The sequence below is a fragment of the Cytobacillus spartinae genome, assembly GCF_042865285.1.
GTDB classification, from domain to species: domain Bacteria; phylum Bacillota; class Bacilli; order Bacillales; family Cytobacillaceae; genus Robertmurraya_A; species Robertmurraya_A spartinae.
Window position 1 is genome coordinate 889,585 of sequence record NZ_JBIACK010000001.1, and the last position, 15,853, is coordinate 905,437.

The 15,853-nt window shown below is 37.7% G+C and carries 13 protein-coding genes; 4 read left to right on the plus strand and 9 right to left on the minus strand.

The genetic code is table 11. The features are described from left to right. Positions 1-359: 359 nt before the first annotated feature. Genes ACFYKX_RS04530 through ACFYKX_RS04540 form a run of 3 tightly spaced genes read right to left on the minus strand, consistent with a single transcriptional unit; the run spans position 360 to position 4,070 of the window. Positions 360-1,520, minus strand: coding sequence for a Ger(x)C family spore germination protein (locus ACFYKX_RS04530; protein ID WP_389358463.1), 1,161 nt, complete (start codon positions 1,518-1,520; stop codon positions 360-362). Further along, the gene (locus ACFYKX_RS04535) at positions 1,517-2,977 is read right to left on the minus strand and encodes a spore germination protein (RefSeq protein ID WP_389358465.1); all 1,461 of its coding nucleotides are present in this window, start codon (positions 2,975-2,977) and stop codon (positions 1,517-1,519) included. Before ACFYKX_RS04535 ends, ACFYKX_RS04530 begins: the two co-directional genes overlap by 4 nt. Beyond that, positions 2,928-4,070, minus strand: coding sequence for a GerAB/ArcD/ProY family transporter (locus ACFYKX_RS04540; RefSeq protein ID WP_389358467.1), 1,143 nt, complete (start codon positions 4,068-4,070; stop codon positions 2,928-2,930). The genes ACFYKX_RS04535 and ACFYKX_RS04540 overlap by 50 nt, the downstream gene beginning before the upstream one ends. A 215-nt stretch (positions 4,071-4,285) precedes the next feature. Between ACFYKX_RS04540 and ACFYKX_RS04545 the strand changes: the two genes are divergently transcribed. Then, complete coding sequence (locus ACFYKX_RS04545; RefSeq protein ID WP_389358469.1) at positions 4,286-5,488, plus strand: MFS transporter; 1,203 nt, start codon at positions 4,286-4,288, stop codon at positions 5,486-5,488. A gap of 61 nt (positions 5,489-5,549) precedes the next feature. Here ACFYKX_RS04545 and ACFYKX_RS04550 read toward each other — a convergent pair whose 3' ends face one another. Next, entirely contained in the window at positions 5,550-6,593 is a 1,044-nt protein-coding gene (locus ACFYKX_RS04550) for a DUF4030 domain-containing protein (protein ID WP_389358471.1), read from the minus strand. Between the two features lie 7 nt (positions 6,594-6,600). Further along, entirely contained in the window at positions 6,601-7,146 is a 546-nt protein-coding gene (locus ACFYKX_RS04555) for an RNA polymerase sigma factor (protein ID WP_389358473.1), read from the minus strand. 513 nt (positions 7,147-7,659) lie between these two features. Here ACFYKX_RS04555 and ACFYKX_RS04560 point away from each other — a divergent pair. Further along, entirely contained in the window at positions 7,660-8,943 is a 1,284-nt protein-coding gene (locus ACFYKX_RS04560) for an MFS transporter (RefSeq protein WP_389358475.1), read from the plus strand. Positions 8,944-8,957: 14 nt separating this feature from the next. Then, positions 8,958-9,749 (plus strand): ABC transporter ATP-binding protein, encoded by a 792-nt coding sequence (locus tag ACFYKX_RS04565; protein WP_389358477.1) that lies wholly within the window; start codon positions 8,958-8,960, stop codon positions 9,747-9,749. A gap of 50 nt (positions 9,750-9,799) precedes the next feature. On the opposite strand, the gene ACFYKX_RS04570 is transcribed toward ACFYKX_RS04565, so the two are convergent. The 3 genes from ACFYKX_RS04570 to ACFYKX_RS04580 all read right to left on the minus strand — a co-directional run bounded on the left by ACFYKX_RS04570 (position 9,800) and on the right by ACFYKX_RS04580 (position 14,538). Next, positions 9,800-11,653 carry an ABC transporter ATP-binding protein gene (locus ACFYKX_RS04570; RefSeq protein WP_389358479.1) on the minus strand — a complete coding sequence of 618 codons (1,854 nt, stop codon included), beginning with the start codon at positions 11,651-11,653 and terminating at the stop codon, positions 9,800-9,802. Position 11,654: 1 nt separating this feature from the next. Next, positions 11,655-13,382, minus strand: coding sequence for an ABC transporter ATP-binding protein (locus ACFYKX_RS04575; protein ID WP_389358481.1), 1,728 nt, complete (start codon positions 13,380-13,382; stop codon positions 11,655-11,657). A 289-nt stretch (positions 13,383-13,671) separates the two neighbouring features. Further along, positions 13,672-14,538 carry a cupin domain-containing protein gene (locus tag ACFYKX_RS04580; protein WP_389358483.1) on the minus strand — a complete coding sequence of 289 codons (867 nt, stop codon included), beginning with the start codon at positions 14,536-14,538 and terminating at the stop codon, positions 13,672-13,674. A gap of 307 nt (positions 14,539-14,845) precedes the next feature. On the opposite strand from ACFYKX_RS04580, the gene ACFYKX_RS04585 reads away from it, so the two are divergent. Beyond that, entirely contained in the window at positions 14,846-15,163 is a 318-nt protein-coding gene (locus tag ACFYKX_RS04585; RefSeq protein WP_389359075.1) for a hypothetical protein, read from the plus strand. On the opposite strand, the gene ACFYKX_RS04590 is transcribed toward ACFYKX_RS04585, so the two are convergent. Continuing rightward, entirely contained in the window at positions 15,109-15,732 is a 624-nt protein-coding gene (locus ACFYKX_RS04590; RefSeq protein ID WP_389358485.1) for a histidine kinase N-terminal 7TM domain-containing protein, read from the minus strand. The two genes, ACFYKX_RS04585 and ACFYKX_RS04590, sit on opposite strands and share 55 nt — an antisense overlap. Positions 15,733-15,853: the final 121 nt, after the last annotated feature.

Consider the following 15,853-nt stretch of genomic DNA (forward strand, 5'->3'; position numbering starts at 1 on the left):
GTAATATTTTAATGAATATTTCACCTTATAGTTCGGGTATTTATTTGTTTTTAATATTTCTGTTGTTTCTGCACACCATTATTAATAACCAGTGGAATGGAGCGGAAGCCACTCGACTCCTGCGGGAAGTAGAGGAAAGGCTGAGACCCCACAGGCGTAGCCGAGGAGGCTCAGCTTCCTCCCCGCGGAAAGCGAGTGGCTGCAGCGCAATGGAACGAACTTGTTCTTCCAACTTAACTCATTGATAATTAACAAAGAGAATTAAGATTAATTTTATATATTGTTCGTCTTCCGTATCGTTTATTAAGTTATGTCTCAGCCTCTTCTATTTTACAACCATTTTTAAATAAATATCGTAACTAATAGCCACCATTGCCTCTTTGGTCATATTTATAGCTATTAAAGTGGAATATCTTAACATCAACTTTCACATTGGATAGAGAATCCTTGTCTAAATAAAACTCTTTCGTTTGTTTTAATTCAGCATATTTCTTCGGTTGTTGCCGATACCATTTTTCTCCAACATTTAAAATGTCAATTTTATTGTCTACTCCCTCTTGATAAAGGGATGTTATTCTCTTCTTTAAATCGCTATCGATGATTTGTTTTAAATCTTGTAATGGAACATCTTTTATTTTCTCGAGGACATCAGCATTCGCGGAAACTTCAATAGAGAACTTTGGAGAATCCGTTCCCTCTTCATAATTCACTTTCATTTCGGGAGTAGCCAGCTTGATGACTGCCAAGAGCTCTTGATCTTTTTTTACTTTTTGATCAAGAGTTACCCTGTCTTCTAACATCCAATTAATGAAAACAGAATCATTTAACGAAAGGTCTTTCACAAACTGCTGATTATGAAAAATGGAATACCCATCAAGATATAATACAGGATTATTTTTATCAGCTTGCCAAGTCTTCTTATCTATTCTAACAGTCGGTAATCTTGCCAAACCCATTGGCTCATAGTAGACTCTTAAAAACTTCATTAACGTCATAGGCTTAATTTCATCCTGAGAAAGTTCGATGCTATTCTTTTTAAAAAGAACGGTGTAGACAGCTGGGTAATTAAATAGAGCCTTAATACTAAATACCTCAGAGATATCCTCCTCTGTTGTAAGGACACGAAGGGTAGGACGTAGAGAACGATTTCTACCGATATCCTCAATTACTTCTCGGAAGCGGTGGGTAACAATTCGTTTGCTTAATAAAACGGTGCTAACATGACCGAAAAATAATGGTGGTTCAGACTTTTTATAGAGCTCGCTGACAGCTAGATTGAGCGTTTCACCTTTTGCGGTAGCGATAAAAATAGGAATCGGTTCAGTCGGCCGAGGCCCTTCCTGCTTTGCTACATTAGCAAAATTCAATGCTTGAAGGTACACCGTGTATTCGTCTTTCTCCTCATCAAAATCCATCCCTATCGCAACGATATAGGTTAAGTCTTGGATATTCTTTAACCCTGCGCAACCTGTTAGAAACAAACAACAAACAAAGATGGGAAGCATAAAATGTCTTTTCATTCATGGCCACCCCTTGTAGGATCTTTGGGACTGGTTGATGTTGATCTTGCTTTATAGTATTGAGTAGGTGCTTTAAGGAAAGATTTAATCGTCTCCTTTAAACTAATTGGCGCAAGCGATCCTAGGTATGGCACCCCAAAGGAAGAAAGAGTAGAGAAGTATAATACGGTTAGAATAAAAGCAATTATGACACCAAACAATCCAAAGAATGTACTTAACAAGACAACCCCAAATCGAATAACCGTGATAGCTGAGCTTAATGATTGGTTCACCAACGTGAAGGAAGAAATATAGGTAATAGCGGCAACAACCAACATAGTCGGAGAGGTTAGTCCTGCTCGAATGGCAGCATCCCCAACAATTAACCCTCCTAGTACAGCAACAGTCTGACCAATTGCTCGAGGTAAGCGAATACCCGCTTCATTAAACAACTCAAACAAGAATAAGATGATGAACATTTCAATAGGGGCGGATAAAGGCAGACCAAAACGGGAAACGGAAATCGTGGCGACTAACAAGTATGGAATCTGCTCAATGTTGAAAGCAGAAAAGGCAATCCAAATACCAGGTAGAAACCCTGAAATAGTTATTCCTCCCATCCTCATAATTCTTTCCATCGTTACGTAAGCATAGCTAATATAGTTATCTTCAGGAGATTTAGTCTGCAGTAGCAAATTTACTGGAGCAAATGAGACAGTTGGATTCCCGTCAACTAAAATAGCAAATCTATCCTGATTTAATGCTTCAACAATAAAGTCAGGTCTCCCCGTATAATCAGTGGTTGGGAAAACAGAATACGGACGATCTCGGATATATGACTCAAGATCATAAATACTTGTTAAAATATCAAGCTCAACTTTTTCTAATCGCTTATGGATCTCATCAAGCACCCTTTCGTCGATAAGATCCTGCATATACAATAGTGCCACTTTTGTCTTGCTTCTTTTACCGATTGTATATTTTTCAACACATAACGAAGGTGTGTTTAGCCTTCTCCGAATTAAGAAATTATTGGTTTTCAAATCCTCAACAAACCCGTCCTTCGGTCCCCTAATAGATGTTTCAAGAGCTGACTCTTCCGGTTGACGTTTAGGAAAGTCTCCGGCCTTAATACTAAGGATCCTATCCCCTACAAGAAATAAAACATCTCCTTTAAATAGCAAATCTGACAGATCTTCAACCTTTTTTAAGGTAACATCTTCTGCCTGAAATAAAGACTTAAGTTTTTCTTCAATCAACTGACCATTGTGATTGTAAAGTCGTGGCAAAATATACTGATCTAAATATTGAAGGTCAATCAAACTTTCAATAAACATCATTTCAAAGGAATCCGATTGTGTCGTATGTTTTTTACATAAAACATCCTGACTTCGGCTAAATTGACCTTTCAGCTTATCCACTTTTTCTTTAAGCTTTTGACTCTGATGTGTTGGATTCGAGCTCGTTTGTTTGGTCATGTCGTCCATCCCTTTTCTTAATCAATAAAAGAAGTAAAACTGATAGCAGGATTTGAAATAAAAAGAATACTAAAGATGCTGGTAAAAAGAACAGGTATACAGATATAAAAAGGTGATGAGATTGAATGTTTATTAACATTAATCCAAATAAAAAGAAATATAAAATACCGACAAGTTTAGGATTCAAACGATAATGATTCTTTCTTGATGTGAAGAAAGTACCGATGAGATACATGAACAACCCAATTCGAATTAAGGCGCCGCTTAGCCACTGAAATAATGCAAAAAAATCCAAATGATTAATGTACTCCCCTATATTTAAAACCCTCCATTGTTCATATGCAGGGTAACGGAAGTTTACAGACTCTGTCGTTCCAAATTCCATGATGGATGCAGTAAGAGGGCCCAATATTAAACCTGTAAAAATAGTTACAACAATGAATAAGTGTCTGAACTTGATTTTTTCCTGGACAAATGGCTTTAACAACACTACAACATAAATTTCAAGAAGTCCTGATAATGTATAAATCACTCCTTTTAAAATCGGAGCATAACCTTCAGAAAAAATAGGGAGCAGCAAACTCGGATCTTTTAAAGAATTGTTTGTAATAGAGATAAAAACACCTAAAATCATAACTACTGGTAATAGAAATCCACTAGTGATTGCCATGTGTTTAATTCCTGCGAGAGTTACCATAAAACATGCAATACTTAAGACAATGGTAATCATGAGTGTAGAGGAATCAGCGAGAAAATACGCATTCAACCAAATCATTAAATCTCTAAAGGTTACGTATACACTCGTAAACAAAAACAATACGACAGGGATCGATAAGATAATAGAAAAGGTTCTCCCAAAGCGCTTTTGAATCAATGAAAAAAATCCTTCGGGTGGACTATTATTGACAATATAATAAATAAGCCATAGAAAAATGAATGAAATCGGATAAGCAACGAGAACGCTAATCCAACTGTCTCTTCCTGCTGCCGTAAGTAAATTAGGAATCAAAATGACATGATTAAGCAATCCCGTTGAAAGGATTAGCAATAGTAATAACTGTCTAGGAACTAATACTTTTATTAATGTTTGCATGTAATCACCTAATCTTTGCTAGGATAAAAAGTATTATTCCTAATCATTAGGGAAAATATTTATTCCGCTGGAAGCAATTTCTTTTATAATTCATTCTTCAAAAGGTTTGTTGAACAAAATATTTCATCATTCGAATATTTCGAGAGTGAAAATAAATAACTTATATGATACTATTAGAATATTAAATTTGTATATTTTTGGAGATGGAAATTAAAATGCCTATATGGAAGCGGAATTTGTGGATACTTTGGATTGGAGCTTTTTTCACGGCAGCAAGTTTTTCGATGGTTATTCCTTTCTTACCGATTTTTTTACTTCAAATCGGTGTACATGATCATACGGAGTTATGGTCAGGATTAATCTTTAGTGCTGCCTTTTTTGCCGGTGCCATTGCGACTCCTTTTTGGGGGAACTTGTCCGACAAATTCGGTAGAAAACCAATGATTATTAGAGCAGGATTTGCTCTATTTGTCGTCTATACATTAATGGCATTTGTCACGAATCCATACGAAATACTAGGACTTCGTATCCTGCAAGGTTTGCTAAGTGGGTATATTCCAGGAGCAATTGCCCTGATCGGTACCAATACACCGAGCGAAAAAGTTGGATACGCCCTCTCCCTTATTTCATCAGCCACTGCATCCGGTATGATCATGGGCCCATTATTAGGTGGAGGTTTAGCTGAACTAGTTGGCATTCGATGGTCATTTGGTGTTGCTGGAATCATAGTTTTCTTAGCCACCATCCTCATCATTTTCTGGGTAAAAGAAGAAAACTTCAAACCAAGAAAAGAAAAAAGCTCAATTGTACAAGACTTTAAAGTAGCCTTAAACAATCGACCATTCCTAATGGTGTTGATTTTAACTCTTGTCGTAAGTTGTTCGGTCATGACGATTGAGCCGATTCTTCCCTTATATATTGCAGGTATAGCCGAATCTTCTAAGTATGCCACTCTACTTACGGGATTTATCATATCTCTTCCGGGGATTGCGAGTGCCTTGTTTGCACCGTATTGGGGTAAATGGGCGGATAAGGTCGGATTTCATCGTGTGTTATTTATTGGATTACTAGGGGCTGGAGTTGGAACCATTGCTCAAATTATTTTCTCTCAAATATGGGGATTTTCAATCGTTCGTTTTGCATACGGGATATTCTACTGTGCGGTGTTCCCAGCATTAAATGGGCTTGTTGTAAAATCTACGCCTGAGGATTTTAGAGGAAGGGCCTTTAGCTTAAGCCAAACATCCAATCAAATTGGGGGCATGATTGGTCCTATCATTGGTGGAGTTCTCGGCGGAATCTTCCCTGTCCAAAGCTTGTTTATCATAACAGGTTTCTTATTCTTAGCTGCAATGGGAACGGTCTACTGGAATACAAGTAAAATCTCACTGAAAAAAGAGGTTATTCCAAGCAAGTGATAAAAATAGGAGTTTACCCGTGAATGGATGAACTCCTTTTTAATGGAATCAAGAACCCTTATTATTTAAAATCATTTCCACCTTTATCTCTAATGACAAGCTCAAAGCGATCGTTACCAATTTTCGAGTTCTTCACTTCATCGCTAGAAAGAAAGGCATCTACTTCTTTACGGATTTTCTCCACACTTTCCTTCGCGTCAGAATCATTTTTCTTTATGCTTGTTTTAATAAACAATGTAAAGGTTTGATTCTTATAGCTGTAGCCATACCCTGAAACTTTATATTCTTTCTTGCCAGCTAACCCGTCATAAATGGCTCTTACATATTCCATCCACTGACCTTCACGTTCATTGGCCTCAACGTCAATAATGTCCATCTTAACTCCTTTATCACTTCCGTTTGCCTTTGCAAGGTCAAGAGTAGCATTTTTGATTTCATCCACTCTTGTCTCAGTTAGAGGAATACTCACTTCTATTTCTGAATTGTAAGGATTTACGCCAATAATATCGTAGCCTTTTGCCTTTAATTCATTCGTAAGAAGATCTCCAAACTCACCAAGTTTCCTATCTTCTTCTGATATTTGTGTGTACTCTGGCATGTAGGATGAGACTTCTATTTTATAATTATCATACCCTCTACTTTTGAGAATGTCCTCAAGAATACCCGTGACCTTTTCTCGTTCCCGATCTGCATCTTCTTTAGTTCCTTTTAGGAGTACGCTATAAGTGACTGCATCACCAGGTGTTTCCCCAAAAGAGAATTCTTCGTAGCCTTCATTTTGTAAAGCCTCTACGATCACATCATATACTGGCTCTTGAATAAAGACTTGCCCTAAGTACGGAATTTTTGATGCCATCTCAGCCATGCTCGGGTTCAAAAAGGCACTTGCTGTTAGAACTCCGAATCCAATCACCGCTGCAGCTACATATGGGTACTTTTTCGTTTTATTCTTTTTCACAATAGGGGTTACTTTTTCAGTTGGTTGATGATTCATCTTCAAGGATTCCTCCTTAATATTTTCAGCAAATGTAAAAAGAGATGTCGGAGCTTTAATTTTTTTCATATCTTCTTCAATGTCTTTTTTCAACTGTTCATCGATCTTCATGGATCACTCACACCCCTATCACTTTATTTTCTACTAGTTTGGTTTTCAATGCATTCCGTGCTCGTCTCAAGTGGCTTTTCACGGTTGAAAGGTTGAGATGAAGCATATCGGCCACTTCCTGAATCGTAAGTTCCTGATAATAATAGAGGAGCAGTACATTCCGGTAATCTGGATTCTCAAGACTTTGAATCCCGTTTAAAATTTCTCCGTGTGTCTCCTCTGCTAAAATCGTTTCCATCACACTTTGAGCTGTACCTTGATGGTAGGACTCCAATGTGTTTTCCTTAAGCCTTGCATGCTTTCTCATCATATCAATGGAACGATTGGTTACCAGCCGGTTGAACCATGTTGGGAAAAAGTTAATCGTCTTCCCTTCCATAATGTTGCGGTATGCTTCAATCATGGCGTTCTGAACAACCTCTTCCGCCTGATCTTTTGATCGGAGAATTATGTAACTCGTTCTGTATGCTTTATCAATATGAGGATGAATAAGTTTGGCAAATAAGCTATCCTCTCCATTTCGAATTCGTTCCATCAACTGTTCGTTTTCCAAGATGAGCACCTCCTTCTTTTTTGTTGTAATGTATAGGCGTCGCAGATTGTTAAAAGGATGCAAAAACATGTAATTTTTTTGATTCTACAATAAATTCTCTTTTTCTATACGTAAAACTAACCCTTTGACGATTCTCGTAATCTAGTTTTTTTACATAATCAATCTTTATCTTCGAAAATGAAACTTCTTTCTTTGAATTTTAGAATTTATCTTCTAAAAATGCATCTTTTTCTTCGAATTTCATCATTTATCGATTATTCGACACATTTCGCGGGTGACTCCATTTTATATAAGTTGCTCCCCTTTCCACATTCAGCTAAATCATTTAATTCTTTTCTTTCCACCCATATATTAGGAAGTTATAATTAGAGTACAAAATTTTGGAGGTGTTTTTTCATGTCAGTCATTTTAATGAGCATGAACGAGAAGGAAAAATTCGAAATAGGGAGCTTGCGTACAAGTTAATCAATAATCTGTTGCGTGTAACTCCCTAATAAAGGGAGAATGTAATGTATGAAAAAGTTAAATCCAGTCACCACTTTTCTACTGATGAACGGCTTTATGGCTTTTGCCAATAGCACCATGTTTACCACCTATGCTTTGTACTATATTACGGAATTGGGATTAAGCCCCTTTCAATTAGTATTAGTTGGTACTTTCTTAGAAATTACAATCCTATTATTCGAGATGCCTACAGGTGTAGTTGCTGATACTTACAGTAGACGACTTTCTGTCATTATAGGAGCTTTTATCCTTGGAACAGCCTATGTAATAGAGGGATCCATTCCTATTATTTCAGAAACATTTTTCCATGGTGCCCTATCATTGTTCATTGGGGTCATTATTGCTGAAGTCATTAGAGGAATCGGTGAAACCTTTTTAAGCGGGGCCCAACAAGCATGGTTAGCTGATGAAGTTGGGGTCGAAGAGATGGGGCCGGTATTATTAAAAGGAAACAGAGTATACGAGATTGCTAGCATCTTTGGCGTTCTAGCTAGTGTTGGTTTGGCTAGTATTTCTCTAAATTTACCATACATTATGGGCGGTGTACTGTACTTAGCACTTGGCGTATTATTACTCTTATTTATGCCAGAACGGAATTTTCATAGAGCCACTTCTGAAGAGAGAACCTCAATAAAAGAGACATTCTCCACATTTAAAAACGGTTTCTCGCTTGTTAGAGGAAGAACGATCCTTGTTGCCTTTTTATTTATAAGTCTCTTTATTGGCGCAGGATCTGAAGGGTTTGATCGCCTGTGGGAAGCGCATTTTATTACGTCTCTAGGGTTTCCTGATATAGGCAATCTTACTGCTCCTGTATGGTTTGGAATTATTAGTATCGCCGCAAATATCCTATGTTTCTTCACAGCATGGATTGCGGAACGGACCATTAAATTTGAAACAGAAACACAAGTGGCACGATATATGGCCACATTCACTATCCTTCGACTCGTTTGCATTATAGGGTTTAGCTTAGCGGGTAGCTTTGAATTTGCTTTAATCAGCTATCTTTTATTGATGATGACCGGAACCGTAACAGGTCCCCTTTACTCGACATGGGTCAATCAGAATATTGATAGTCGTGTAAGAGCCACGGTTCTCTCCATGTCTAGTCAAATGAATGCGTTTGGACAAATGCTTGGGGGCCCTGTGGTAGGAGCTGCAGCAAGTCGGTTCACATTAAGAATCGGTTTAACCTTTGCCGCTATTATTCAACTCCCCATCTTAATCATCTATTTGCAGGCAATGAAAAGGAAGAAATCATCGGACCAATCTAAACCAGACATAGCGGGCTAAAAGGAGTGTCAAATTTGGTTTTTCAGTTAGAAAGTGTTTCATTACGACGAGGAGATAAATGGCTATTACAAGATATTAATTGGCAGGTCGAACAAGGTCAACACTGGGTTTTATTCGGGTTGAACGGTGCCGGGAAAACAGCCATTCTGAATCTATTAAATGGATATACCTTTCCAACACAAGGAAACATGAACGTATTAGGATTGGAGTTTGGAAAAACATATCTTGCTGAACGACTTCGTAAGCAGATTGGATTCGTTTCCTATTCGCTTCAGGAAAAAATACATCCAGGTGATAATGCGTTTGAGGTGGTTTTAAGTGGAGCTTTTGCTTCCATCGGACTCTACGAAACACCTACAGATGAAATGAGGAAAAAAGCGGTTGGTCTACTAGAAAACCTTGGCTGCCTAGTATATGCAAATCGAGAGTACCACACTTTATCACAAGGAGAAAAGCAACGGGTATTAATTGCTCGTGCTCTAATGGCAGAACCTAAACTCCTAATACTAGATGAGCCAACAAACGGGTTAGATTTTATCGCCAGAGAACAACTATTAGAGTCTATTGAAAAAGCAGCCAAGGAACCCGCCGCACCAACTATTGTATATGTGACTCACCATGTTGAAGAAATTCTACCTGTGTTTAACAAGACACTTTTACTAAAAGAGGGAAAAGTGTTTTCTTCCGGGAATACAACTGATATGATCTCGAGTGATAATCTATCAAGATTCTTTCAAATCCCTGTCCAAGTCATTTGGAAATCTCAACGACCTCTTCTATCTAGGGCAGAAGAAATCGAACTCTAATACATGGTCACAATATAGAAATCCCCAGGAGAAACTCCCGGGGATTTCTTTTAATAATTCTCAACTTCCTGCAGGCTTTTATACTGATTAGAGATCATTTGGTGATAAATTCCTTGCTCTTCAAGAAGTTCATCATGATTCCCCATCTCTGCAATTTCTCCGTTCTGTATGACAATAATCGTATCTACATCACGGATTGTATTTAATCTGTGAGCAATGATAAAGCTTGTTCGATTTTCCATCACATTCGCTAGAGCCTCTTGAATATGTAACTCTGTCCGCGTATCAATACTACTTGTCGCTTCATCTAGGATAAGCAATGAAGGCTTTGTTAGGATCACCCTAGCAATAGCAAGTAATTGCTTTTGTCCATGACTTAAGTTTCCACCATTTTCTGAGAGCTCTGTGTGATATTTTTTAGGTAGTCGATTAATAAATAGATCTGCATTCGCCATCCGTGCAGCAGCTCTAACCTCTTCATCGGATGCATTTGGATTTCCATATTTTATATTTTCCATAATCGTTCCTGAAAACAAATACGTATCCTGAAGAACAATTCCAAAGCATTTCCGCAGACTATCTCTTGTGTATTTCCGAATATCTCTACCGTCTATTAAAATCTGTCCCTCTGTTACATCGTAAAACCTCGTTAACAGATTGACGATTGTTGTCTTCCCTGCACCCGTAGGTCCAATTAATGCGGTACTGCTTCCCGCTTCAGCCCTAAAACTAACATTTTTTAAGATGGAAACTCCATTCCGGTATCCAAAACTTACATTCTTAAACTCTACAATCCCTTTTGGATTTACTAGAGGAACGGCATTTGGATGATCCTCAGGCTCTTCCTCGTCATCTAGAATCTCGAAAACCCTTTCAGCCCCAGCCACACCTGACTGCAAAATATTAAAGATATTCGCAAGGTCATTTAAGGGTCTAACAAATTGGCGGGAATACGTAATGAAGCTTGCTACAACTCCAATCGTAATCATATTATTTACCGCTAAATAACCACCAACAACGGCCAGTATCGTAAACCCCAAGTTATTAATCACATTCATAATGGGCATAAGAAATCCTGTCCATATTTGCGCCTTCGTTCCTACTTTTCGAAGTCGATTATTGACTTCTTCAAACTTTTCAATTGCCTTATCTTCATGATTAAAGGCTTTCACAACCTCTAATCCTGAAATCGTCTCTTCAATATGTCCGTTGAGGATTCCTAATTCCTTCTGCTGATTTTTAAAGAGTATTTTTGTTCTTTTTGCAATGGAACGTGTTAAGAAAAACACTAGTGGAACCGTTATAAGACTAGCTAAAGTTAAAATAGGGTCTAGGATAATCATCATGACAAGGGACCCAACAATGATAATGGAACCTGACATTAATTGCGTAATCGATTGTGAGATCGTGTTGCTCACATTATCTATATCATTGGTTAGCCTACTCATTGTTTCGCCGTGAGTACGAGAGTCAAAAAAGAATACGGGTAATCTTTGCAATTTTTCAAACAGATGATCCCTCAGTCGCTTTACAATACGCTGGGCTACACCAGCCATCATCCAGCCTTGGAAGAAAGTCAACAACGCATTGGAAATATACGCAACTAAAAGAGTAATTATGACGATATGAAGAAATCCAAAATCAACCGTATCTTCTAATGACATCGCATCGACTGCTTTACCAATTAGATAGGGTGTTGAAAGTACAATAAACGAATCTATTAGTATAAAAAGATAAATGACCGTTAATAGTTTCTTCTCTCTCCCAAAATAGCTCCAAAGACGTTTAATCGTCCCTTTGAAATCCTTTGGCTTTACGTTTTGTCCCCGGAATCGATTAGCACCACCAGCTGGGCGACCTGGTATAGGAGGTACATTGTTTTTTTGGTTTGCTTTATCTGACACCTTATTGTACCTCCTTCCCAAATTGTGACTTGTAGATTTCTTGATAAGTACGGCAACTTTTCAATAACTCTGTATGTTTCCCGTTCCCTACTAACTCTCCATCATTAAGTACAATAATTCGGTCTGCATCAACCACAGATGATATTCGTTGTGCAATGAGAATACACGTTAGGTCTTGGGCGTATTTTCTAAGTGCTTCCTTAATTCTTGCCTCTGTTGCAACATCAACTGCACTGGTACTATCGTCAAGGATTAAAATCTCTGGCTTTTTTAACAGGGCTCTTGCAATGGACATTCTCTGTTTCTGACCGCCTGAGAAGTTCACTCCACCTTGTCCAATACGCGTTTCATATCCTTCAGGTGATTCGCTAATAAACTTGTGGGCGTTGGCCATTCTCGCAGCTAATTCCATTTCTTCCAAACTAGCATCTTCTCGTCCCCAGCGAAAATTCTCTGTTACCGTACCAGTAAACAAAGTGGCTTTCTGCGGAACAATCGCGACTCTTTCTCGTAAAGCTTTCGGATTTATATCACTAATGTCCTCGCCATTTATTTTGATCTTTCCGGTCGTGACATCGTAAAAGCGGGGAATAAGTCCAACAAGGGTACTCTTCCCTGATCCCGTTGATCCGATAATACCAACCGTTTCACCTGGCAAACAAGAAAAGCTAATATTTTTTAATACCGGTTCTCCAGAAGCTCCTTCGTAGGAAAAGGACACATCTTCAAAATCAATTCTTCCACCTGTCTTTGCATAACTTGTATTCTCGTATTTCCATGTCATTCGATCTTCTTCTGCTAACACTTCTCCAATTCTATTTGCAGACGTTTTCGCACGTACGAACATATTAAAAACCATTGTAATCATCATTAACGAGAAAAGGATTTGCGTCATATAGTTTGTGAACGCGATGACATGTCCAACTTGGACCGTCCCCTGCTCAACCCCATAGCCACCAATCCAAAGGACCACCACAATTCCTAAATTCATGACAAGAATAATAATGGGCGTAAAAGTGGATATAATTCGATTAGCTGCGATTGATTTATCTTGAAGTTCTTGATTAAATCCACCAAATTTATCAATCTCGTAATCAAACCGATTGAACGCTTTTACAACTCTAACTCCAGATAAATACTCTCTCATAACCCTGTTCACTTTATCCAATGCCTGTTGTACTTTTGTAAAAAGGGGTAAGCTAAATCTCATATTTACGATGATTAAAATAGCCACCATTGGAACGACAAAAGCCAAAACAATCGATAGTTGGATGTTTAAACTTGTTGCCATAATGAGTCCGCCGATAGCTAGTAACGGAGCTTTTACAAAAATTCTCATAAGACCGTTTACGAACATTTGTACCTGGGACACATCGTTCGTAAGTCGTGTAATTAATGAGGCACGATCATATCGATTAATATTTTCAAACGAAAGTTTTTGTATCTTTTCAAATAAATCAAAACGTAGTTCTGAACCGAAGTTTTGTGAGGTTATACTCGCCAAAATACTCCTAGTCGATGCCGCAACTGCACCAACCAAAGTTACCGCAAGCATCAAGCCCCCCATTTTTATGACGTAATCTAAATCTCGATTCGCAATCCCATTATCAACGATTTTTGCCATAATGGTTGGCTGAAGCAAGTCGCAAATAGCTTCCAGCGTTAGAAACAATACCGCTACACTAAATGGCTTCCAATACTTTTTTATGTATTTACGAAAATTCCCCATATGCAATCCCCAATCTATTAAGCTAGAGGTCGACACTAGCTATGTTGGTGTGTCTATAGTAAAACATTATACTCCTCGATCAGTGGTAAAGGAATCTGAAACCCTTAGAAGTTTAATTGGATAAATCCAATTTGGTATCAAATTTAAAAGCGTTCCTATGTGATGTTTAGGAACGCTTTTATGAGTAGGATCTTTTTAGAAATCGATGTTGATTATAATTACTTGTTTTTCCGAACCCTTAAATTTTAGGTTAAGAGCAACATTAAGCTCTCACACAGCCCATGATTTATTAATGATGTTCCTCTGCAGCCATTGCTTCTGCCTTTGTTTTGTGAACGGTTCCGTAAGGATGTTGTGGAGGAGCATAAATGGAATATAGTTTGAGAGGTTGGTTACCTGTGTTCGTTAAGTTGTGCCACTTGCCCGCTGGGATCACGATGGCATAATCATCAAATACTTCTTCTTCAAAATTGAATTGGTCTTTACGATCACCCATCTGAATAATTCCTTGCCCCTGTTCAATTCTCAAGAACTGGTCAAGGTTCGGATGAATTTCCAGACCAATGCTTTCTCCAGGATTTATACTCATTAACGTTACCTGTAAATACTTTCCGGTCCATAAAGCGGTCCGAAATGTATCATTCTTCTTTGTCGCCTCATCAATATTAATCGCAAATGGATTTGGACCATAATCCATCGATCGATTATAGCTTTCATTTAAATATCGAAAACGCTCCGCATTCACTTGCTCCCCAGATAAAACCCAAGAAAAAATATTCCGCACTTGCGGATGTTCGGTTTGCATAAAGGTATTGTAATACTCATTCACACCTTCCACTTCTGAATGATAAGCTTTTAACAAGCCATCTCTATAACTATGAAAAGTTATCGGTTGGGTTTGGTACATAGCCTGTGTTCCAGTGAGATTCATATAGAGGTGCTGAAACTGGTTAATCTTGGCCTTTTTTTCCGCTACCGCATGATTAAGATAATCTCGGTGTAATTGATTTGGAGCTAACTGGGCTAATTGATCGTAAAGCTCGATAGCAGATGCTTCTCGTTTTAAACCTCTAAGTATAGATTCTAATAAAGTTTGATTACTTCTCATATAGGTGGGGGTATTTGACTGAGCATACAATTGAGGTGAATAAAACATGTTCATCATTCCCTTCAAGGTTTCTAAGAACAGCATATGCCTATGATTAGAGATTCGAGATGGGCGTTTAGCTCAAAATTTAGGAGTCATTTTTCTTTTTAGCGTTTAAGGTAAATGTTGATATTAGAAACCTAATTATAATCTTTGTATAATCTAGATAAGAACAAACAATCGAGGATGTAGCAAGGTTTAGAAAGATCACTAATCTCTAAAAAACATATCGGCTCTAGAAAAAGAGGTGCTATTCCTCATAATTCATTAAAAATAACATTATCAAAAGCTATGTTCGTTTATTGGAGGTCAAGCATTGAAAGTAGATACTTTGAATGTGCATTATATAATTGACGGAAAAATTACAGTTATACCAACAAAAATGGTTTACGAACAATTAGATAAAGACGAATATCAAAATATTCACTTTGAAGTCCACGTGATTAATAAGTATATTCACTCTACGCTATCCAATTCTGTTGAATATGCCGTAAAGCTTTTACAGAAAAAACTTCCAGACAAGATTGCGATTGCCTGTTGTCAATCTTGCCAACATGGCAATTTTAACCCCTTCGGTGATTATGAAGATAACTGGGTTTGGTCGTTCCTGTTATGGCTAGTGTCTTTTATGTAGCTGGCCTCAGTCCGATGGGGATTCATCCATAAGATTTGCTTCCTAAATTTCGTCGTCACCTTCTTTATTTCAAGAAGGAGGACTACAATACTTGCCGCGATAATAGCATAAAGAAAAATAGAATGAACGATAAACCATAGTCCACCTTCTAACTCTACTATAGGATTTAAGCTATCACCTCGTAAAGAAACGGAAGAATAATATAGATGATGATATTCATTTGTTATCTGCATTAGAGTAGTAGTTATTGGTAAAACATACAGGAAAATCCTCAAATAGCGATTAATCTTTTTCCCTACATAGCTAAGGCACATAAATAGAATAAAAACGGGTATCAAAGGTAAGGCAATGTACTCCATCCTTAACCAAAATTTAATCTGCTCTAAATCTTTGCTCAACAGTTCAAATCCATATGAAAAAGTGAAAAATGAGGAGAAGAAAGTGGCTAATATGTAGAATCTTCCACCGGGTGTTTTCTTTATAGTAATCAGCGCATAAATACACAGGATGAGGCTCAAGATGCCCCCTAAAAAAGTAGCAAACACATATCCAATTATTTCTTGATTCATCTAATGGCTCCAGAAATGATAATTTTTAAATGATACCCTAAAGTATTAAGCCTCTTGGCTTTCATACGATATAGACTTTTTTATTATATAGGAAGAAATTGAACCTTACTAGTAACTTTTT